Annotated in this window: 19 protein-coding genes; 16 read left to right on the top strand and 3 right to left on the bottom strand. The window is 71.4% G+C overall.

Translation table 11 applies throughout. The annotated features are described in order from the left end of the window. Positions 1–7 precede the first annotated feature (7 nt). The 7 genes from ABD093_RS11995 (at position 8) to ABD093_RS11965 (ending at position 5,849) form a co-directional block, all read left to right on the top strand. The gene (locus ABD093_RS11995; RefSeq protein ID WP_343924697.1) at positions 8–412 is read left to right on the top strand and encodes an ArsR/SmtB family transcription factor; all 405 of its coding nucleotides are present in this window, start codon (positions 8–10) and stop codon (positions 410–412) included. A 115-nt stretch (positions 413–527) separates the two neighbouring features. Beyond that, the gene (locus ABD093_RS11990; RefSeq protein WP_343924695.1) at positions 528–1,757 is read left to right on the top strand and encodes a FecCD family ABC transporter permease; all 1,230 of its coding nucleotides are present in this window, start codon (positions 528–530) and stop codon (positions 1,755–1,757) included. 44 nt (positions 1,758–1,801) lie between these two features. Further along, positions 1,802–2,842 carry an ABC transporter substrate-binding protein gene (locus ABD093_RS11985; protein WP_343924693.1) on the top strand — a complete coding sequence of 347 codons (1,041 nt, stop codon included), beginning with the start codon at positions 1,802–1,804 and terminating at the stop codon, positions 2,840–2,842. Then, entirely contained in the window at positions 2,839–3,870 is a 1,032-nt protein-coding gene (locus ABD093_RS11980) for an ABC transporter ATP-binding protein (RefSeq protein WP_343924691.1), read from the top strand. Before ABD093_RS11985 ends, ABD093_RS11980 begins: the two co-directional genes overlap by 4 nt. Next, complete coding sequence (locus tag ABD093_RS11975; protein ID WP_343924689.1) at positions 3,758–4,486, top strand: class I SAM-dependent methyltransferase; 729 nt, start codon at positions 3,758–3,760, stop codon at positions 4,484–4,486. The genes ABD093_RS11980 and ABD093_RS11975 overlap by 113 nt, the downstream gene beginning before the upstream one ends. Before the next feature lie 60 nt (positions 4,487–4,546). Beyond that, the gene (locus tag ABD093_RS11970; RefSeq protein WP_343924687.1) at positions 4,547–4,894 is read left to right on the top strand and encodes a PadR family transcriptional regulator; all 348 of its coding nucleotides are present in this window, start codon (positions 4,547–4,549) and stop codon (positions 4,892–4,894) included. A 1-nt stretch (position 4,895) separates the two neighbouring features. Beyond that, positions 4,896–5,849 carry a permease prefix domain 1-containing protein gene (locus tag ABD093_RS11965; RefSeq protein WP_343924685.1) on the top strand — a complete coding sequence of 318 codons (954 nt, stop codon included), beginning with the start codon at positions 4,896–4,898 and terminating at the stop codon, positions 5,847–5,849. A 26-nt stretch (positions 5,850–5,875) separates the two neighbouring features. On the opposite strand, the gene ABD093_RS11960 is transcribed toward ABD093_RS11965, so the two are convergent. Next, positions 5,876–6,358 (bottom strand): pyridoxamine 5'-phosphate oxidase family protein, encoded by a 483-nt coding sequence (locus tag ABD093_RS11960; protein ID WP_193116640.1) that lies wholly within the window; start codon positions 6,356–6,358, stop codon positions 5,876–5,878. 262 nt (positions 6,359–6,620) lie between these two features. On the opposite strand from ABD093_RS11960, the gene sbnA reads away from it, so the two are divergent. Next, positions 6,621–7,697: a 2,3-diaminopropionate biosynthesis protein SbnA gene (sbnA, locus tag ABD093_RS11955; protein WP_319021517.1), complete on the top strand. Its 1,077-nt coding sequence runs from the start codon at positions 6,621–6,623 to the stop codon at positions 7,695–7,697. After that, the gene (locus ABD093_RS11950) at positions 7,690–10,971 is read left to right on the top strand and encodes an FAD/NAD(P)-binding protein (RefSeq protein WP_343924682.1); all 3,282 of its coding nucleotides are present in this window, start codon (positions 7,690–7,692) and stop codon (positions 10,969–10,971) included. The genes sbnA and ABD093_RS11950 overlap by 8 nt, the downstream gene beginning before the upstream one ends. 7 nt (positions 10,972–10,978) lie before the next feature. On the opposite strand, the gene ABD093_RS11945 is transcribed toward ABD093_RS11950, so the two are convergent. Then, positions 10,979–11,938 (bottom strand): helix-turn-helix domain-containing protein, encoded by a 960-nt coding sequence (locus tag ABD093_RS11945; protein WP_193116638.1) that lies wholly within the window; start codon positions 11,936–11,938, stop codon positions 10,979–10,981. Between the two features lie 183 nt (positions 11,939–12,121). On the opposite strand from ABD093_RS11945, the gene ABD093_RS11940 reads away from it, so the two are divergent. The 3 genes from ABD093_RS11940 to ABD093_RS11930 all read left to right on the top strand — a co-directional run bounded on the left by ABD093_RS11940 (position 12,122) and on the right by ABD093_RS11930 (position 15,353). Then, positions 12,122–13,144, top strand: coding sequence for a zinc-dependent alcohol dehydrogenase family protein (locus ABD093_RS11940; protein ID WP_193116637.1), 1,023 nt, complete (start codon positions 12,122–12,124; stop codon positions 13,142–13,144). Between the two features lie 61 nt (positions 13,145–13,205). Beyond that, positions 13,206–14,504: an MFS transporter gene (locus tag ABD093_RS11935; RefSeq protein WP_343924679.1), complete on the top strand. Its 1,299-nt coding sequence runs from the start codon at positions 13,206–13,208 to the stop codon at positions 14,502–14,504. Positions 14,505–15,038: 534 nt separating this feature from the next. Further along, positions 15,039–15,353: a hypothetical protein gene (locus ABD093_RS11930; protein ID WP_343924677.1), complete on the top strand. Its 315-nt coding sequence runs from the start codon at positions 15,039–15,041 to the stop codon at positions 15,351–15,353. A gap of 236 nt (positions 15,354–15,589) precedes the next feature. Here ABD093_RS11930 and ABD093_RS11925 read toward each other — a convergent pair whose 3' ends face one another. Beyond that, the gene (locus ABD093_RS11925) at positions 15,590–16,654 is read right to left on the bottom strand and encodes an NAD(P)/FAD-dependent oxidoreductase (protein WP_343924675.1); all 1,065 of its coding nucleotides are present in this window, start codon (positions 16,652–16,654) and stop codon (positions 15,590–15,592) included. Between the two features lie 47 nt (positions 16,655–16,701). Here ABD093_RS11925 and ABD093_RS11920 point away from each other — a divergent pair, with 47 nt between their 5' ends. The 4 genes from ABD093_RS11920 (at position 16,702) to ABD093_RS11905 (ending at position 20,480) form a co-directional block, all read left to right on the top strand. Continuing rightward, positions 16,702–17,292: a helix-turn-helix domain-containing protein gene (locus tag ABD093_RS11920; RefSeq protein ID WP_343924673.1), complete on the top strand. Its 591-nt coding sequence runs from the start codon at positions 16,702–16,704 to the stop codon at positions 17,290–17,292. 223 nt (positions 17,293–17,515) lie between these two features. Beyond that, a complete protein-coding gene (locus ABD093_RS11915) occupies positions 17,516–18,529 on the top strand; it encodes a LacI family DNA-binding transcriptional regulator (RefSeq protein WP_343924671.1) in 1,014 nt (337 codons plus the stop codon). Beyond that, positions 18,526–19,539, top strand: a complete 1,014-nt coding sequence (locus tag ABD093_RS11910) for an ABC transporter permease (RefSeq protein ID WP_343924669.1) — start codon at positions 18,526–18,528, stop codon at positions 19,537–19,539. The genes ABD093_RS11915 and ABD093_RS11910 overlap by 4 nt, the downstream gene beginning before the upstream one ends. After that, positions 19,539–20,480 (top strand): carbohydrate ABC transporter permease, encoded by a 942-nt coding sequence (locus ABD093_RS11905; protein ID WP_343924667.1) that lies wholly within the window; start codon positions 19,539–19,541, stop codon positions 20,478–20,480. The genes ABD093_RS11910 and ABD093_RS11905 overlap by 1 nt, the downstream gene beginning before the upstream one ends. Positions 20,481–20,487 lie beyond the last annotated feature (7 nt).

Genomic DNA, 20,487 nt, shown 5'->3' with positions numbered 1-20,487 from the left:
TGAGCCCATGGACGCCGACCACCCCCTGCACGTGCGGGCCGACGACACCGCCCCGCCGGACGATCACCTGGTCGCCGAGCTCACCAAGCTGCTGGACTCGGTGACCGGCCTCGAGGCGATGGCCGAGCGCATGGCGCTGCTCGCCGACCCGCGCCGCCTGCGGATCCTGTTCTGCGTGCACGCCCACCCCGGGGTGCGCAGCTCGGACATCGCCCGGGCCATCGGGGCGAGCGACTCGACCGCATCGCATGCGCTGGCCCTGCTGCGCGAGGCCGGATGGGTGCGGCCACGACGCGCGGGCCGCGAGGTGCGCTACGAGCTGGCCGACGGGTTCGCCCACTCGCTCCTGCACGATCTCGGCTCCGACCACCTGCCCGGCATCCACCACCACGAGCACGCCCCCGAGACCTGACTGTCGACAGCCAGCGGCACCGCCCTGCTCCCTGAGCGCCGGATACTTGTAGAGTCCGTCAAGTAGTTCGTCGGATTCGGCGACGGACACCGAGCGGACAGCAGGAGGGGCGGCCATGGCGACCACGACCGACGCCACCGACGGGCAGGCGTCACCCCGCCCTCGTCGGCCCGACGCCCCGCCGGCTCCGCACCGATCCGCCGAGCCCAGCAGCTCCACCAGGCCAAGCAGCTCCGCCGGGTCAGGCAGCGCCGCCGGGTCCCGTCGGCCGGGTCTCACCGACCCGCTCGGCGTGCGCTCCCGCGCCCGGCGCTCCGCCCTGGTGCTCCTTCTGCTCGCCGCGGCCACCCTGCTCAGCCTGCTGATCTGCCTGGGCATCGGCCCGGTCCCCATCGCCCCCGGCACCACCGCGCAGGTCATCGCCCAGCACCTCGGGCTGGCTCCCGCTCCGGCCACGGGATCCGCCGCGGACTCGGCCACCGAGGCGATCATCTGGACCGTGCGCCTGCCCCGGGCCCTCATGGGAGCCGCCGTCGGCGCCTGCCTCGCGATCAGCGGCGCCGCCCTGCAGGCGATGGTGCGCAACATGCTCGCCGACCCGTACATCCTCGGCGTCTCCGGCGGCGCCTCGACCGGAGCGGCGGCCGCGATCCTCTTCGGTGTGGGCGCGGCGATGGGCGAGTACGCGCAGTCGGTGCTCGCCTTCGTCGGGGCCCTCGGCGCGGCCCTGCTGGTGTTCGCGATCGCGCGGGCCGGCGGGCGGGTGACCTCGCTGCGCCTGCTGCTGTCCGGGGTCGCCGTCGGCTACGCGCTCACGGCCGTGACCAACCTGCTGATCTTCTCCTCGGACTCCGCCGAGGGGTCGCGCTCGGTGATGTTCTGGATGCTGGGCTCGCTGTCCCTCGCACGCTGGAACGCCTTCCTGCTGATCGCGGTGCTCGCCGCCGGGATCGGCACGCTCATCATGCTGCTGGGGGCGCGGGTGCTGGACGCCCTCAGCGCAGGCGACGAGATCGCCCACGGCCTGGGCATCTCCCCGGACCGTGCCCGCATCGGCTTCCTGATCGTGGTCTCGCTGTGCACCGCGGCGGCGGTCGCCGGGGCCGGCTCGATCGGTTTCGTCGGCCTCGTGATCCCGCACCTCGCCCGCCGCCTGGTCGGCGCCCGGCACCGGGTGCTGATCCCGGCGAGCGCCCTGCTGGGCTCGCTGTTCCTGCTCTGGGCCGACGCCACCGCCCGCATCGTCATGCAGCCCCGCGAGCTGCCCATCGGGGTGATCACCGCGGCGATCGGCGCACCGTTCCTGCTGATCCTCGTGCGCCGGATGTACGCCCGACAGCACTGAGCGCCCCACTCCATCCCTCTCCCCCGCCCCAGAAAGAGGTCCCCATGGATCTGTCCGCCGCCCGCCGTCCGTCCGCCGGCACCCTCAGCCGCCGCTCGGCGCTCGCAGGGCTCGCCGGAATCCTCGGGATCAGCGCGACGGCCTGCAGCTCGGGGACCGCCGGCGGCTCGACGTCCGGCTCAGAGGGAGCCGCCGGCTTCCCGCTCGAGCTCGCCAACTGCGAGGCCACGCTGACCTTCGACGCCCCGCCGCAGCGGATCGTGCTGCTGGAATCCGCGCCCGTGACCACGCTGGACGGGATCGGGGTGCTGGACCGGGTCGTCGCCCGGGCCGGGGTGTTCCCCCCGGGGTACTACGACGAGGAGCTCGACGCCCGGGTCGAGGAGATCCCGACGCTCTCGGACGACATCGACGCCTCGGGCCACCTGCAGATCTCCCAGGAGATGGTGATCGCCCAGACGCCGGACATCGTGTTCGGCCTGCCCGACGGCGTGACCCGCGAGGCGATGGCCGACGCCGGCGCGCAGGTGGTGGTCCAGGACATCTACTGCGGCACGGACGACGAGCGGGCGAGCTTCGAGACCCTGTACTCCACGATCGCCACCTACGGCCGCATCTTCGACCACGCGCAGGAGGCGGAGGACCTCACGGCTGCGCTGACGGACCGGGTCACGGCGGTCTCCGAATCCGCCGAGGCCCTCCGCACGACGACGGCCGCGGTGCTCTACCCCTCGCTCGGCGGCGGCCCGCTGTACACCTACGGGGCGGGGTCCATGGTCACCGCGCAGCTCGATGCGCTGGGCATCGAGAACGTCTTCGCCGACACCGCCGAGCGGGTGTTCGAGATCAGCTCGGAGCCGCTGCTGGCGGCCGACCCCGACGTGCTGATCGTGCTCTACCAGGGAGAGGGCGACGGCAGCGACGTCACCGCGGAGATGACCACCCAGGACCAGCTGACCGGACTGCGCGCGGTGCAGGACGAGGCCGTGCTGCCGCTGCTGTTCAACTTCGCCGAGCCCGCGTCCCCGCTGGTCGTGGAGGGGCTGGAGAGGATCCACGAGTGGCTGCTCGAGATCGAGGGATGAGTCCCGACCCCGGCTCCTCGCCCGCCGCACCCGTCCTCGAGGCCCGCGGCCTCACGCACGCCTTCGGGACCGAGCCCGTGCTGCGCGGGGTGGACCTGTCCGTGTCGGCCGGGGAGATCGTGGGCCTCGTGGGCCCCAACGGCAGCGGCAAGACCACCGCCCTGCGCCTCCTGCACCGCGAGCTCGTGCCCGACGCCGGGCAGGTGCTGCTCGAGGGCCGCGAGCTGGGCAGCTATTCCGGGCGCGAGCGGGCCCGGCGCATCGCCGTGATGGCGCAGGAGATCACGGGCGAGGTGTCTCTGACCGTGGCGGACGTGGTGCTGCTGGGCCGCATCCCTCACTCCAGCACCTTCGGCTCGACGTCCGATGCGGACCTGGAGATCGCGACCCGGGCGCTCGAGGACTCCGGCGCCCTGCACCTGGCCCGGCGGGAGTTCGGGCTTCTTTCCGGTGGGGAGAAGCAGCGGGTGCTGATCGCGCGGGCGCTCGCCCAACGACCGCATCTGCTGCTCATGGACGAACCCACCAACCATCTCGACATCGGCTCCCAGCACCACGTGCTGCAGATCGTGCGCACCAAGGGCGTGGCGACCATCGTGGTGCTGCACGACCTGAACCTCGCCGCCCGCTACTGCGATCGGGTCATCGTGCTGGCCGACGGCCTCGTGCACTCCGCGGGCCCGCCCGGCGAGGCACTGCCCGCCTCCCTGGTCAGCGCCACCTACGGCGTCGCCGCCGAACGGGCCACGGCCGACGACGGCACCGCGCAGTTCCTGTTCCGCGGGCAGGGGTCCCCGCCCGGCCCTGCCGCACCCGGCCCGTCGGCCGCACCTGCCGCACCCGGCGCACCCGGCGCACCCGGCGCACCCGCCAGCCCCCTCTTCCCCACCGCCTCCACCCCCGAGGAGCCCGACGTTGACGCCCACCGCCGACCCCGCCCAGGCCCGCTGGAACGACTACTGGACCCGATACGCGGCCGAGTACGACGAGCACCAGCTGTGCCGCCTCGCCCACCCCGAGGAACGTGAGACCTGGTCCCGGGTCTGGACCGAGGTGCTCCCGACGGGGACGTCCACGATCCTCGATGCAGGAACCGGCAGCGGGAATATGGCCCTGCTGCTCGCGGGCTCGGGCCACACGGTGACCGGGATCGACCTGGCCACGGGCATGCTCGAGCAGGCGCACACCAAATGCGCGGACCACCCGGATCCGCCGACGTTCCTGGTCGGGGATGCCGTGGATCCGCCTTTCGCCCCGGGCTCCTTCGACGCGATCATCTCGCGGTATCTGCTGTGGACTCTGCGCGACGCCTCGACCGCGCTGGCCCGCTGGTTCGAGCTGCTGTGCCCCGGTGGCGTGCTGGTGGCGGTCGACGCCCCCTGGTTCCGGGGCGAGGGCGCGCTGCCGCGCGGAACCGAGCGGCAGGACCACTTCGCGTCGGCGTACGACGCGGAGGCCTTCGAGCGTCTGACCTTCGGACGCGCCGGCACCGAGCAGATCATCGCCGAGTGGGAGGCGGCCGGCTTCGTGGACGTGCGCGCCGATCCCCTGACCGAGGTGCTCGAGCTGGATCGCGCGAACGGTGTCGCCCCCGGCCACTCCCCGCAGCTGCAGCAGCGCTTCAGCGCGCGCAGGCCCGACTGAACGCAGCGCGCACGACCGCACCATAGACAACACTGTGTGTCACACACTATGGTGTGGAACATGAGCGAGCACTTCGACACCCACCTGCAGGAGCTGAGACGCGGCACCGTCGTGCTCGCATGCCTGCAGTTGTTGCGCACCCCCGGCTACGGCTACAACCTGCTCGAGCAGCTCGCGGCGCACGGCTTCCTCACGGACGCGAACACGCTCTACCCCCTGCTGCGTCGGCTCGAGAAGCAGGGATTCCTGACCAGCGAGTGGAACACCGAGGACTCCAGGCCCCGCAAGTTCTACGTCACCTCGGCCGCGGGTACGAGCCTGGCCGACACCCTCAGCAGGGACTGGCTCGACCTCACACGGTCGATCTCCTCCCTCACCGACGACCCGGGCACCCCGGAGGAGATCTGACATGACCACCTCACTCACCGAGCGCTATATCGGCGCCACCGTCGCTTCGCTCCCTCCGACCGCCCAGGAGGATGTGCGCGCGGAGCTCGAGGGCTCCATCGCGGACGCCGTCGACGCCCGCCTGGATCAGGGCGAGGATCCTGGCGACGCCGAGCGCGCCGTGCTCACCGAGCTGGGCGATCCGGCCGCCCTCGCGGCCGGCTATGCCGACCGTCCGCTGCACCTGCTGGGCCCCCGCTATTACCTCGCGTGGAAGCAGCTGCTGAAGATCCTGCTGATGATCGTGCCAGCGTGCGCCGTCGTCGGAGTCGCCCTCGCGCAGGTGATCGCCGGCGCCTCTGTCGGCGCCGTCATCGGGCAGGCGGTCGGCGTCGGGGTCACCGCCACGATGCATCTGTTCTTCTGGGTGACGCTGGTGTTCGTCCTCCTCGAGCGCACGGGCGCGGACACCGGCCCCGGGTGGACGGTGGACCAGCTGCGCGAGCCGACGTCGACGGGGACCGGACGGGCGGACCTCATCGCTTCACTGATACTCGCCGCAGCCGGTGCGGGTGCCCTCCTGTGGGACCACTTCCTCGGGTTCTTCCGGGTCGACGGGGTCTCGCTGCCGATCCTGCATCCAGGACTGTGGCCCTGGGCGATGGCCGGCCTGCTCGCCCTGATCGCCCTCGAGGCGGTCCTGGCCGTCATGCTCTTTGCGAACGGTCGCTGGAGCGTACGTCTCGCCGTGCTCAACACCGTGCTCGCAGTGCTGGCCATGACTCTGGTGCTCACGTTGCTGGGCAACGGACTCCTGCTGAACCCCGACTTCCTCCAGACGGTGTTCATCGACAACGGCGTCGAGCCGGACTCGATGCGGGTCCTCGGAATCCTGACGTGGTTCATGCTCGTGGGCATCCCGGTGTGGGACATCCTCGACGGCTGGCTGAAGACCCGGCGCGACGCACTCCGCTGACCCCGGGTGACCCGCGGCGTCCGCGCTCAGAGCTCGGTGGTGGCGGTGCCACCGGGTGGGCGCTCCCCGACCACCTTCGCCTTGAGGATCTGCGCGAGCCCAGCGGCCTTGCCCCCGGGCAGGCCCCAGAACTGCGCGGATTCGCCGCTGACCCGCAGCAGCCCCAGGTCCGGGTCGTCCGGACCGTCGGGGAAGTAGGCGGCCGCCCGCTTGGTCCACAGCTGTTCCACCAGAGAGCGGTCCTCGACGAACTCGGCATGTCCCGCGACCGACAGCCACGACCCTGCCTGCGAGATCGAGAGGTTCACCTGCGGTCCGCTGCGCAGCGCCTCGGCCTGGCCGCCGCGCAGTCCGACGAAGAACCAGACGTCCGCGTCGTCGGTCACGCCCTGGATGGACAGGGGGTGAGACAGGAGCTTGCCGCCCGGGAGCGCCGTGGTGAGCATGACGAGGTCGGCGTCGCGGAGCGTGTCCACCACGTCCTCCAGGGCCAGGGTGTCGTCGGTCATGAGGGGTCCTCCCGCGTCGCCGGTGCTGTCCCGGCCGACGGTACTCGCACCCTCCGATCCCGGGTACGGACCCGACCGTTCGGTACCGATACGGGCCTGGTCGCACGGGTCTCCGACGCACCGGCATCCTGCGCGCGCCCATCCCGCCTGCGACGATTTCCTGCTAGCACGCCCCTGGCCCTTCGACCACCACGCGCGGTGGTACCGGGGAAGGTCGGAACGACCCTCGGCACGGGCCCCGCAGTGCCGTATTTTGACGAACGTGACCACACACCTCGCGCAGTCCGCCCAGGATCCCGGCCTCGGCACGCCCGGCGCTGTCGCCCCCGGCATCACCGTCGGCGTCTCCGCCGCCGTGGGCCGCACCCCGCTGATCCGTCTCGACCACCTGTTCCCCGACTCGGGCGTCGAGATCCTCGCCAAGCTGGAATCCGTGAATCCCGGCGGCAGCACCAAGGACCGCCCGGCGCTCGCGATGGTGCGCGACGCGATCGCGAGCGGCCGCCTCTCCGCCGGCGGCACGGTCGTCGAATCCAGCTCCGGCAACCTCGGAGTGGCCCTGGCGCGCGTGTGCACCGCGCACGGCGTGCGCTTCGTGTGCGTGGTCGACTCCCGTACCAACACCACCACCGTGGCCACCATCCGCGCACTCGGCGGGGAGATCTCCCTGGTCTCCGAACCGGATCCCGAGACCGGCGACCTGCTCACGGCCCGGTTCCGCCGGGTCGAGCAGCTCCTGGAGCAGATCCCCGGCGCGGTGAACCTGTTCCAGTACGGCAACCCGGCGAACCCCGGCGCCCACGCAGCAGGCACCATGCGCGAGATCGCCGAGGCCACCGACCACCGGCTCGACGCGCTGATGGCCGCCGTGAGCACCACCGGCACCATCGCCGGCTGCACCGCCTACATCCACGACTCCGGCATGGCGACCCGCACGATCGCGGTCGACGCCGTGGGCAGCGTCCTGTTCGGCGGCACCGCCGCCCCGCGCCCCCTGCCGGGCCTCGGGGCGGGCGTGGTCACCGACATCTCCCGCACCGTCGAGCCGGACCAGGTGGTGCGCGTGAGCGGTGCGGACTGCGTGGTCGGCGCGCGACTGCTCGCCCGCCGCGAAGGGATCCTCGCCGGTGCCTCCACGGGCGGGATCGTCCACGCGCTGGGCACGCTCGTCCCCCGACTGGAACCCGGCACACGGCTCGCATTCATCGTGCACGATGGCGGAGTGCCCTATCTCGAGACCGTCTACGACGATGCCTGGGTCCAGCAGACCCTCGACGCCGATGCCGACGCCCTGGCCGCAGCGACCTCGTCCCTGCTGGCCACTGCCGCGCGTGGCTGAGCGCGCCCCCGGAGCGCCCCTGCGCCTGGTCGTGATCGGGGCCGGCCCCAAGGCCCTGTTCGCCCTCGAGGAGCTCGCCGCGCTGCTGGTCGGTCACCCGGAACCCGTCGGGCGCCCTGGGGCCGGCTCCCCGCGAGAGCTCCTGGAGATCACTGTCCTCGACCCCGGCGAGCATCCCGGCACCGGAGCCGCCTACGACCTCTCCCAGCCTCCCGAGCTGCGGCTGAACGTCGGCTCCGGGATCCTCGATGCCCCGGCTGCCGGCGCCTTCGCATCCTTCCCGGACTGGGCGGCGCGGGAGCATCCGGAGCTGGCCGAGGAGCCGTACCCGCCGCGCGCCGTCGTCGGCCGCTATCTGACCGAGCGCTGGCAGCGGATGCTGGAGTCCCTCGCCCCGTTCGGGACTGTCCGCCTGCTCCGCGACCGCGCCGTCGCCGTCCATCGGGACGCCGACGGATGGCTGGTCTCGCGAGGGGAGGGCTCGGCGCCGCTCGCGCCGGCCGACGCAGCTGAGACCCCCGCAGCTCCGGCTGGCGAGATTCCCGCCGACGAGGTGCTCGTGGCGACCGGCCACGCGGCGGGGCACGACAGCTCCCTGGCGACCGCGCGGGCCTCAGGCCGGTGGTCTGCTGGGCTGCCGCTGCGCCCCGCCGTCCTGCCGGTCGGGACCATGCTCGCGGCGGCTCACGTGCCACCCGGGTCCCGGGTGGCTGTGCGGGGTGGGGCCCTGACCTTCATCGATGCTGCCCTCACGCTCACCGTCGGCCGCGGCGCCCGCTTCCACCCCGATTCCGCCGGATCCGGGCGGCTGCTCCACGAGCGCAGTCCCGAGGAGCCGTCTGCGATCCTCCCCACCACCCGCCACGGCCTGCTCCTGGAGGCGAAGCCCGATCCGGGAACCGCCCTGCCCGACGCTGCTGAGGCGGCGATCGAGGAGGGCCGACGCCAGCTGGCGTACGAGACCTCCCTCTCCGGCTCCCTGACCCCGGATCAGGTGCTCGAGATCGTGCTGGGCGTCGCCGCTCGGTTGCTCGACGATGTCGATTCCGATGTCGATGTCGATGTCGACACCGGCTCGGCGCCAGCCCTCGCCGTGCGCCGCACGCTCGGCGAGGGCTCCGATCCCGAGCTGCCCTCCGGGCCAGGACGCGCCGCGGAGGCGCTGCGTCGCAGCGTGGCCGTCGCCGAGGGCAGCCGGAAGCCAGGGCCCAGCTGGGCCCTCGGCCGCGCCTGGGTGCTGATGTATCCCCAGATCACCGCGGCGCTGCGAGACTGCACGGTCGACGAGACGGCCTGGTCCCGGTTCCGGGAGGCCGAGCTGGTGCTGGACCGCTTCGCCTTCGGGCCGCCCCTGGACACCGCGCGCGAGCTGCTCGCGATGGTCGACTCCGGCGCGGTGGACCTGTCCTGGGTCGACGCCGGCACCACGATCACCGCGCAGGGGATCCAGGGCCTGCCCGCCGGCTCTGCCTCGGCCGATGTCGTGGTCGACGCGGTCCAGCCCCCTCCTGGCCTGGTCGGCGTCTCCGATCCGCTGGCGCGACACCTGCTGGAGACGGGCCTGGTGTCGGTGCGTCCCGGCCGTCGCGGCGCGGTCATCGACCCCGACGCCACCGCGATCGCGCCCGACGGGAGTCGCGTCGAGGGACTGGCGCTCCTGGGCCGGCCGACGGAGGACCACGTGATCGGCCACGACACCCTCAACCGCCATCTGCATGCCGAGCCGGGGCTCTGGGCTCGCCGCCTCGGCGCTCGACTTCTCGGCGCACGCCGTCCCAGCCCGCGCCGTCCCAGCCTGCAACGACCCGACGTCCCCGACGTTCCCGACGATGCGGATCTCCGGTCCGGCTGCCAGGGCCTGCCTCCGCTGACCGCGCGCCTGGAGCCGTGGATGCGCGAGCTCCTCGCCGATCCCGTCGCCTGCCGCGACCTGCTCGAGGATCACGGCAGCCCGCTGAACGTGCACGACTTCTCGGCGCTGCCCCGCAATGCCTCCGAGCTGTCGGACGCCGCCGCAGAACAGGGCGTCGACCTGCGCATCTTCGTGGCGCGCAAGGCGAACAAGACCCTCGGTCTGATGACGGCGGCGCAGAACGCCGGGCTCGGGCTCGACATGGGCAGCGAGCGCGAACTGGAGCAGGCCCTCGAACTCGGTGTCCCGGCACAGGACATCGTGGTCACGGCGGCCATCAAACCGGCCCCGCTGCTGCGCCTGGCACTGACCTCCGGGGCGATGCTGGTGCTGGACAACCTCGACGAGGCCGCCGCGGTCGACGCCCTGCTCGCCTCGCCCAGCTCCGTCCCGGCCCCCACCCGTCGGCCCGTCGCCCTGCGGCTCGCGCCCACGCCGAGCGAGACCGTCGGCCCCACCCGGTTCGGAGAATCCGCGCGCACCTGGCGCGAGTGGGCCCAGTCCCGCGACCCCGTCCAGGGCGCTCTGCGCCTCGACGGCATTCACTTCCACCTGCACGGCTACGACCCCCTCGCCCGCGCCCATGCCCTCGCCGAGGCGGTCGGCCTGGTCGATGCCCTGCGTGCGCTCGGTCACCGACCTCGGTTCATCGACATCGGGGGTGGGATCCCCATGTCCTACCTCGACGACCCCGAGGAATGGGCCACCTTCTGGAGCGCGCACGAGGACCGGACCGGCACAGCGGATAGCTCGCTGACCTGGCGCGGGGAACCGCTGCGACAGGTGTATCCGTATCACCAGGACGTGGTGCGCGGCCAGTGGCTGACCACCTTCCTCGCCGCCGAGGTGGACCCGGGGACCACGGCCGCCGACGCCCTGCGCGAGCGCGGCCTGGAGCTGCGCTGCGAGCCCGGGCGCTCGATGCTCGACGGCTGCGGCATGACCCTGGCCCGAGTCGTCCAGCGCACCTCCACGAGCGACGGGATCCCGCTGGTCGGGCTCGAGATGAACCGCACCCAGTGCCGATCCACCTCGGATGACTTCCTCGTGGACCCGGTGCTGGTCCGCGCCGGCGCCGTGCCGCCGCAGAGCACATCGGAACCGGTGGACGCGTTCCTGGTGGGCGCCTACTGCATCGAGGCGGAGCTGATCCAGCGTCGACGTCTGCGCTTCCCACACGGGGTCCACCGAGGAGACATCGTGGCCCTGCCCAACACCGCCGGCTACCTCATGCACATCCTGGAGAGCGCCTCGCACCAGATCCCGCTGGCCTCCAACATGGTGCAAGGCCCGGACGGTTGGCGGCGCGACCGGATCGACGCCGTCTCCCCGCTGCGCCCCTGGGCGGACCCTGCGAGCTGACCCGCTCTCATCCGGCCTGCTGCCCGGCATGTCGGTCCGGCTGCCGCCCGGCATCTCGTTCCGGCTGCTGCCCGGCATGTCGGTCCGGCTGCTGCTCGGCGCGGCGGGTCGCCGCCCAGCTCGCGAGCAGCCTCATCCGCTCCTCGGACTGCGAGCCCGGCTCGGCGGAGTAGACGATCATCGCGCGACCCGGCTCCGCCGTGAGCACGAGCTCCTCGTAGGCGACGGTCAGCTCGCCGACCACCGGATGCTCGAAGCGCTTCGTCCCGGACCCGTGGGTGTGCACGTCGTGCGCACCCCACAGCCGGCGGAAGGTGTCACTGCACGTGGACAGCTCACCCACCAGGTCCTGGAGCGTCGTGTCGTGCGGGTCCTTCCCGGCTTCGACGCGCATGCTCCCCACGCACATCTGCGCGAACCGCTCCCACTCGGGATAGAAGTCCTTCGAGGCCGGATCGAGGAACTGGAAGCGGGCGAGGTTGGGGATCCGTCCCGCCGTGCCGTCACCGATCAGCGGCGAGTAGAAGGCGCGGCCCAGCTCGTTGGTCGCCAGCAGGTTCTGGTACTGATCGCGCACGAAGGCGACGCCGTCGGTCAGGGAGTCCAGCGCCCACTGCAGGGCGGGGCGCACCGGAGCGGGGGTCGCGGCGCTGCGCCGACGGGGCCGGCCCGACGTCGGGATGCCGTCCGCCGCGCGGGCCAGATCCAGCAGGTGGATGCGCTCCGTCTCGTCGAGCTGCAGGGCCGTGGCGACCGCATCCAGCACGGAGGCCGACGCCCCGGCGATCGCCCCGCGCTCGAGCTTGGCGTAGTACTCGACGCTCACCCCGGCGAGCATCGCGGCCTCGCTGCGACGCAGCCCCGGCACCCGACGGGACCCGCCGCCCGCGGGCAGCCCTGCGGCCTGCGGCGTCACCTTCGCACGGCGCGACATGAGGAATTCGCGAACCTCGGCTCGATTGTCCATGCCGCCACCTTAGGACCGCGCGAGCCGCGCCGCCCGGCCGGAGAGGTCCCCTGCCGGTACACCCCTCGGCAGGGACTCCCCCAGGCCGCGTGCAGGTCGTGGAATGGGGTCATCACCCGAGCGATCCCGGTCCCCGGACCGGACCTGATCGGACGGGAACGACCCAGCACGAAGGAGCACCCCATGCGCGCAGTCATCATGCATGCCCCCGGCGACGTCCGCGTCGAGGAGCGCGAGGACCCTCGGATCATCGATCCGACGGACGCGATCATCCGCCTCACCGCCACCTGCATCTGCGGCTCGGACCTGTGGCCCTACCGCGGCGCCGACCAGCCCGATCACCAGCACATGGGCCACGAGTACGTGGGCGTCGTCGACGAGGTCGGTTCCGCCGTCGAGACCCTGGAGGTCGGGGACTTCGTCGTCGGCTCCTTCGTGATCTCCTGCGGCACCTGCGAGATCTGCCGCGCGGGCCACCAGTCCCGCTGCGTGAACGCGGTGTTCGTGGACGGCGCGATCGGCACCCAGGCCGAGAGGGCCCGGATCCCCTTCGCCGACGGCACCCTCGTGGCGACGCCCGGCCAGCCGGACGCCGCGCTCATCCCCTCGCTGCTCGCCGCCTCCGACGTGCTCGGCACGGGCTGGTTCGCGGCCGACGCCGCCCAGGCCGGTCCCGGGAGGATCGTCGCCGTGGTGGGCGACGGCGCCGTGGGCCTGATGGGCGTGCTGGCCGCGCAGCAGATGGGCGCCGAGCGCATCATCGTCGTCAGCCGCCACGCCGACCGGCAGGCGCTGGCCCGCGAGTACGGAGCCACCGACATCATCGAGGAACGGGGCGACGAGGGCGTGGCGCGTCTGAAGGAGCTCACGGACGGGCTCGGCGCGCACTCCACGATCGAGGCCGTCGGCAGCCAGGAGTCGATGATGCAGGCGATCCGCTCCACCCGCCCCGGCGGATCCGTGGGCTTCGTGGGCGTCTCGCACGACGTGCAGATCCCCGGTGACGAGCTGTTCTTCTCCGCCGTCCACCTCCACGGCGGCCCTGCTCCGGTGCGCCGCTACCTGCCCGAGCTGATCCAGCTCATCTGGGACCGGGTGATCGATCCGGGGAAGGTCTTCGACCTGATCCTGCCCCTGGCCGACGCCGCCGAGGGCTACCGCGCCATGGACGAGCGCCGCGCCACCAAGGTGCTGCTGACCCTCTAACCCCGCCCGCCGGGGACCAGCATCACCACCTCGACCCCACACCCCACCCCGAGAAGGGCCCATGACCGCCACGATCCCGCCAGCAGCCCCCTCGCCGGCACCCTCCCCGGACGCTGCGTCCAGCACCGCGTCCCCGCACGCACTCGCTCCCGCTCCCGCGAAGCTCCCGGCCGTCACCTACGTGCTCACCGCAGGCACCTTCCTCATGGGGACCACCGAGTTCGTGGTCGCCGGGCTGCTGCCCGCCGTCGCGGCCGACTTCTCCGTGAGCATCGCGGCCGCGGGCCTCGCGATCACGGTCTTCGCGATCGGCATGATCGTCGGGGCCCCGACGATGGCGCTCGCGACGCTGCGTGTACCGCACCGGGTCACCCTCACCGCGGCGCTGCTGGTCTTCGCCGTCGGCCACGCCATCGGCGCCCTCACTCCCGACTACGCGGTGCTGCTGGGCACCCGCGTGCTCACGGCGATCGCCACCGGAGCGTTCTGGGCCGTGGCCTCGGTCGCCGCCGTGAACGCCGCCGGTCCCCGGGCCAGCTCACGAGCCCTGGGGATCGTGCTGGGCGGGGGCATGCTCGCCAATGTCCTCGGCGTGCCGCTCGGCGCCTTCGCGGGCCAGGTCATCGGCTGGCGGGGCACCTTCTGGGCGCTCGCGCTGCTGGCCGCGGTGCTCTCCGTGGTGATCGCGCGCAGCGTGCCAGGCACCTCCCCGGCCGACGAACCAGCGCCCGCACCGTCGGCCGACGGGCCCGCGCCCGCCCCGTCGATCCGAGCCGAGCTCGCCGCCCTGCGCTCCGGGAGGCTCTGGCTCGTGCTCGCCACCTGCGCGATGGTCACGGGCGGCGTGCTGTCGATCTACAGCTTCATCTCCCCGATCCTCACCGACGCAGCCGGCCTCCCGCAGGCCTGGGTCCCCGCAGCCCTCATGGGCTTCGGCATCGCCGCACTGATCGGCTCGGTACTCGGCGGCCGGATGGGTGACACCCATCCCCTGGCCACCCCGCTGGTCACGAGCATCGCGACCCTCGTGGTCGCCCTGGCCCTGCTCCAGTTCGCCGCGGTGCCGGCTGCGGCGCTCGTGCTGTTCGTGCTGCTCGGACTCGTCGGCCTGTCCGCGAATCCGGTGCTGGTGGGCCTGGCGAACCGTTACGGCGGAGAGTCCTCGACCCTGGCCACGGCGATGCCCACCTCGATCTTCAACCTGGGCACGGCGATCGGCACCGGCATCGCCGGGGCCGGCCTGGCCTCGGGGCTGGGCACGCGCGGACCGCTGCTGGTCGGCGCCGTCGGCGCGGCCCTGGTGCTGATCCCTCTGGGCCTGCTGATCCTCCGTGAGCGAGGTGCGCACCCCGTTCGCTGACCTCCTCGCCCGTGCGGGATTCCTCGGTCGCACGGGGATCATCGGCCGCACGGGATCATCGGCCGCACGGGATCATCGGCCGCACGACACTCATCGGCCGCACGGCCGCTGCTCGCCATCGCCCCCGTCGGGCGGTGGCGATCTCTGCTCACATCCGGCGGGAATAAACTTGCGGACCGTCCCGTTGTAGGAGACCGTAGTGGTGGTGGACAGCTGGAGTCCGCGGCGAAGCACGGTGACCGAACACCGATCTGAGCGCCTCATGGACGAGTAACTCCCGGCTCGACAGCTGCTACCACCGAAGCGATGCGCGCGACCTTTCCACACCGCGCGACCGTGCAGCCTTCGGCCCGACCTTGCGGGGAACCGCAGAGTTCAGGCCTGGCGCACGTGCGCTTCCGGGCCGCTGCCCACCAGGGCAGGCATCCCGGTGACACGACACCTCGCTGGTGAGAACCCAGCACCCACATCATCGCGTCGGCTCCGGTCGACGTCGCATGCGCCAGCTGTCCGCTGGCGCCGAAGGAGAACACCATGACGACCCTCAGCACCACCTACAGTCCGACCACCCCGGCAGCGCCGACGACGCCGAGCGCCTCGCAGCGCTCCGGCACCCGCACCGTGGTCTTCCGTGACCAGAGCGCCGGTGTGCGCTACCTGACCGATTCCGATCGCCCGACGGACCTCTCGACGACCTGGGAGGACGGCAACGTCTACCCCGTCGTCGAGGTGGATCTGTCCTCCGCGGCCCATCTGGCCACCCGTCGCCGCACCGGCACGGCAGGTTCCGCCGGCCGCTCCGGCCGCGCCCGCCGTCGCCGCGCGAAGAGCACCGCCCTCCGCGGATGACCTCGCGGCGGCGGCCGACCCGGCAGCTGCCCCTCACCACCGCCAGCGGCTACTGCCGATCCACAGCACCAGTTGCCCAGTCGGCAGCGGCTGACCGCATCGAGCCGTGCATTACCTGCTCAGACCACGGTCTGAATGCAGGTACTGCACGGCTCGATTGTCGTTCCCCAGAGTCCCGACAGCTGGTGCCAGCCGGTCAGGCAGCCAGGCGGTCAGGCGGTCAGGCGGTCAGGCGGTCAGGCGACGGAGCGTTCCCGGTGCGCTGCCACGGCCGCCTCGGCGTCGGCCATGACGAGCATGCCGTTGATGTGTCCGCCGGCGAGCGATCCGGCTGCGGCCGAGGGTCCCACCTGGGCACTGGGATCGGTCACGTTGCCCGCCACCCAGACTCCCGGCACCTCGGTGGCGCCGGCGAAGCCGCTGGAGATCTTCTCCCCCATCCCGCCGGGCACCTCCTCGACAGCGAGCCCCAGAGCTTCCAGGCCCTCCTGCCGCGGGTGCATCACGGTCGCGGCGACGAGCACGGTGCGCGGCACGACCTCTCCGCCGATCAGCCGGACCCCGGCCACACCGCCGTCGTCGGACGCGACGATCTCCTCGACCCCGGTCTCGATGACGGAGATGCCCCGGGCGGCGCAGCGCTCCCGTGACTCCTCGTCGGGCTCGAACCCGTGGACGAAGACGGTGATGTCGTCGCTGAGCTGGCGGAACATGAGCGCCTGGTGGATGGATGCCGGGCGGGTCGCGATGATGCCGATGGCCTCGTCGCGCACCTCGTAGCCGTGGCAGAAGGGGCAGTGGACGAGCCCGTGCCCCCAGTGCTGGGCGAGGCCCGGGATCTCGGGCAGCTCGTCGCGCAGCCCGGTCGCGACCAGGAGCCGGCGCGCCGTGAACCGGCGGCCGTCCGCGAGATCGACGGTGAAGCGCAGGTCGCCGTCGGCCGACGGTTCGGCAGCCCGCGCAGCGGTGACGGCGCCGGGCACGATGGTGCCGCCGTAGCGGCGCACCTCCTCGCGGCCGCGTTCGAGGTACTCGGCGGGCGGGGTGCCCTCGTTGCCGAGCAGGCCGTGGATCCCCTCGGCCGGGGCGTTGCGGGGATCGCCGCTGTCAATCACGACGACCGAGCGACGGGAGCGGACCAGCATGAGCGCGCCGTTGAGGCCGGCGGCGCCACCGCCGATCACGACGACATCGAGGACGCCTCCGAAGGCATCGTCAGGAGCATCGCCATGGGGATCGTCGCGGGCATCGCCGCGGGAATCGGGCTGGGACACGGAATCAGGAGTGAGCTGTGAGGTCATGACCTCGACGCTAGACAGCGTTGCCACGCAGGCATAGTCTTTTGCGTATGACGCAAGGAATCAGGGATGTCGACAGCCTCGTGCGCCACCGCCTGCGTGCCCTGCGTCTCGCCCAGGGCCTGTCGCTCGGCGACCTCGCGGAGCGCGCCCACCTCAGCCCCTCGACCCTCTCGCGGATCGAGAACGGGCAGCGTCGCCTCGCTCTGGATCAGCTGGTGCTCCTGGCGCGCGGCCTCGACACGAGCCTGGACGAGCTGGTCGAGGTGCAGGAGGACGAGGTCGTCTCCAACCCGATGAGGGACAGCGGCCTGGACTCCCTGCACTGGTCGGTGCGCCGCTCCCCCGGCACCACCGTTCTGCGCCGCCGCGTGACCGGACCGCCGCCCGCCCCAGATCGGGCGCGGGCCCACCCCGGCCAGGAGTGGCTCGTGGTGCTCTCGGGCACGCTCACCCTGCTGCTGGGCGATCGACGCTATCGGATCGAGGCGAACCAGAGCGCCGAGTTCGACACGATGCTCCCCCATGCCTTCGGCGCCGAGGGCGGGCCCGTCGACGTGCTGATGGTGGTGGACCGCACCGCCCGACTCGAGCACCGCGAGGGCGATGACGGCGGCGGCAGCGGCAACGGCAACGGCTGATACCTCAGGTTTCCCGGACGCTCTTGACACGTGCGAAGTGCGCAGTGCATCATCTCCGTCATACGAATAACGTCCGTGGGGTCGCAGTGACGAGGGGACCACGGCGCCGCCGCTGCACAGGTGCAGCGGACGCGCGATGACCCGCCCTGAGCTCACACCCGCCCCCGTCCGCGACCGAACCCCCGTCCGAGTCCGCACTCGAGCCCATTCCTGAGGAGGGGCCATGGCCCAGCGCCCCACCATGCACGATGTCGCCGCCGCGGCGGGTGTCTCGCAGGCGGTCGTGTCCCTCGTGCTCAGCGGCTCATCCGCCGGTCGAGCCTCCGAGACCACGGCCCAGCGCGTCCGCGACGCGGCCGCGGAGCTCGGATATCGCACCAACCTGCAGGCCAAGAGCCTGAAGACGGGCGTCACGGAGATCATCGGCCTGGTCGGCGACGAGGTCGCCACCTCACCGTTCTCCGGGATGATGATCAAGGGCGCCCAGGATCGCGCCTGGCAGGATCAGCACACGCTGATGACCGTCGACACCGGCGGGGATGACGGTCTCGAGCGCGCGGCGATCGACACGATGCTCTCCCACCGGGTCCGCGGGATCATCTACACCGCGATGTACCACCGCGAGCTGACGGTCCCGGCCGCCGCCCTCGACACCCGCGTCGTCTGCCTGAACGCCCGAGACGTCGACGGTCGAGCCCCCAGCGTCATCCCGGACGAGGTCACCGGCGGGTACGAGGCGACCCGAGCTCTCCTCGATGCCGGACACACGCGCATCGGAATGATCAACATCCACACCTCGCTCCCCGCAGCCACCGGTCGGCTCGAAGGCTATGAGCGCGCGCTGTCGGAGGCCGGCATCTCTCGCGATCCCGAGCTCATCCGCCCAGGGGACGGCACACACCGCTCCGGGGTGCGGGCCATCGGCGACCTCCTCGATCTCCCCTCTCCCCCGACGGCGGTCTTCTGCGGGAACGACCGCACCGCGCTCGGCGCCTACCAGGCCCTCTCCGCGAGGGGCCTGGAGGTCCCCGGGGACATCTCCATCGTCGGCTTCGACGACCAGGACGTGCTGCGCGACTTCTTCCAGCCCGCGCTGACGACCGTGCAGCTGCCCTTCACAGAGATGGGTGATCGAGCAGCCGCACTGGCGCTCGACGCCGCCGCACCGGCAGAGGTCCACCTGGTCCACTGCCCCGTCATCCACCGCAGATCCGTCGGCCCACCGAAAGGACGATGATGTCGCAGTCGCTCACCGCCACCGACGTCGGAACCGCATCGCACACCGCTGCTGATCCCAATGCCCACCAGGGATCGCCGCCCGGGCCTCCGGGCCCGCGCGCGAGAAAACGCCTGCTCGCCCGCATTTTTCACGCATGGCAGTTATACGTATTACTCGCGCCGGCACTCATCTACCTCGTGGTCTTCAAGTACTGGCCGATGTACGGGGCCCAGATCGTGTTCCGTGACTACAACCCCGTGGACGGCTTCTTCTGGAGCCCCTGGGTGGGGCTGGACCACTTCGTCACCTTCGTGACCTCGTTCCAGTTCGAGCGACTCGTCGCGAACACCCTGACGATCAACACCGTCGGCCTGCTGGTGGCGTTCCCGGTCCCGATCATCCTCGCCCTCATCGTGAACCAGCTGCCCAGCGAGCGGTTCAAGCGGGTGACTCAGACGATCCTCTACGCGCCGTCCTTCATCTCCGTCGTGGTCATCGTGGGCATGATCCATCTGCTGTTCTCCCCCAGCTCCGGCATGGTGAACCACGCGATCTCCCTGCTGGGCGGCGAGCCGATCTTCTTCATGGGAACACCGGAGTGGTTCCGGCCCCTCTACATCGGCTCGGACATCTGGCAGAACGCCGGCTTCTCGATGATCATCTACCTCGCAGCGCTGACGGCCATCGACCCGTCGCTGCACGAGGCCGCCCGGATGGACGGGGCGAATCGCTTCCAGAGGATCCGGCACATCGACATCCCCGGGATCCTTCCCGTCATCACGATCCTGTTCATCCTCGCCGTGGGGAACATCTTCAACCTCGGGTTCGAGAAGGTCTATCTGATGCAGACGGACCTCAATCTCCCCACCTCCGAGGTCATCAACACCTACGTGTACAAGACCGGCCTGCAGAACGCCCAGTTCAGCTACTCAGCAGCCATCGGGCTCTTCAACTCGGTCCTCAACCTCCTGCTTCTCCTGACCTTCAACTGGGTCGCGAAGAAGGCCAACCAATCGAGCCTGTGGTGATGAACATGTTGAGCATCCTGTCCCCCGCGAAGAACTCCCTGCGCCAGGAACCGTTCCATCGCCGCATCGCGGATCCCCTGTTCGGCGTCGTCACCTACGGCCTGATCGGCGTGGCGATCGTCCTGATCGTCTACCCGCTCTACTTCATCGTGATCGCGTCGATCTCCGACCCGAGCCTCGTCCAGCAGGGAAAGGTCGTCCTCTTCCCCCGGGGGATCACCTTCGACGGCTACCTGACCATCTTCGGGACCTCGACGATCGTGCGGGGCTTCGCGAACTCCGTGCTGTACACGGTGGTGGGCACCGCCCTCAGCGTGACCATGATCCTCACCGGCGCCTACGCCCTGACCAGGAAGGACATGCCCGGGCGCAACCTCTTCATGATCCTGTTCGTCATCACGATGTTCTTCGACGGCGGCATGATCGCCCGCTATCTCGTGGTGAAGGAGCTCGGCATGCTCAACACGATGTGGGCGGTCGTGCTGCCCGGCGCCGTCGGGGTCTGGAACCTGATCATCGCCCGCACGTTTCTCCAGCAGAATCTCTCCCCCGAGCTGCGGGAGGCCGCCCAGCTCGACGGCGCCTCCGACTTCCGCTTCTTCTTCGGGATCGCGATCCCGCTGTCCAAACCGCTCATCGTGCTGATGGTGATGATCCATCTCGTCGCGAACTGGAATGCGTTCTTCGACGCGATGATCTACCTCAACGACGAATCGAAGTACCCGCTCCAGCTCATCCTGCGGAACGTGCTCATCCAGTCCCAGGCCTCGGCCTCCGGAATGGACATGGCCTCCATGGACAGCACGGCCGCCGCCCAGAAGATGGGCGAGCTGCTCAAGTACTCGATGATCGTCGTCTCCACGATCCCGCTCCTGATCGCCTTCCCCTTCCTGCAGCGCCACTTCATCAAGGGCGCGACCCTCGGCGCCCTGAAGAGCTGACCTGCAT

Origin of the sequence: Brachybacterium tyrofermentans, from assembly GCF_039526165.1 — a bacterium.
Taxonomy (GTDB): Bacteria; Actinomycetota; Actinomycetes; order Actinomycetales; family Dermabacteraceae; genus Brachybacterium; species Brachybacterium tyrofermentans.
This window is presented reverse-complemented; position numbering and strand designations above follow the sequence as displayed.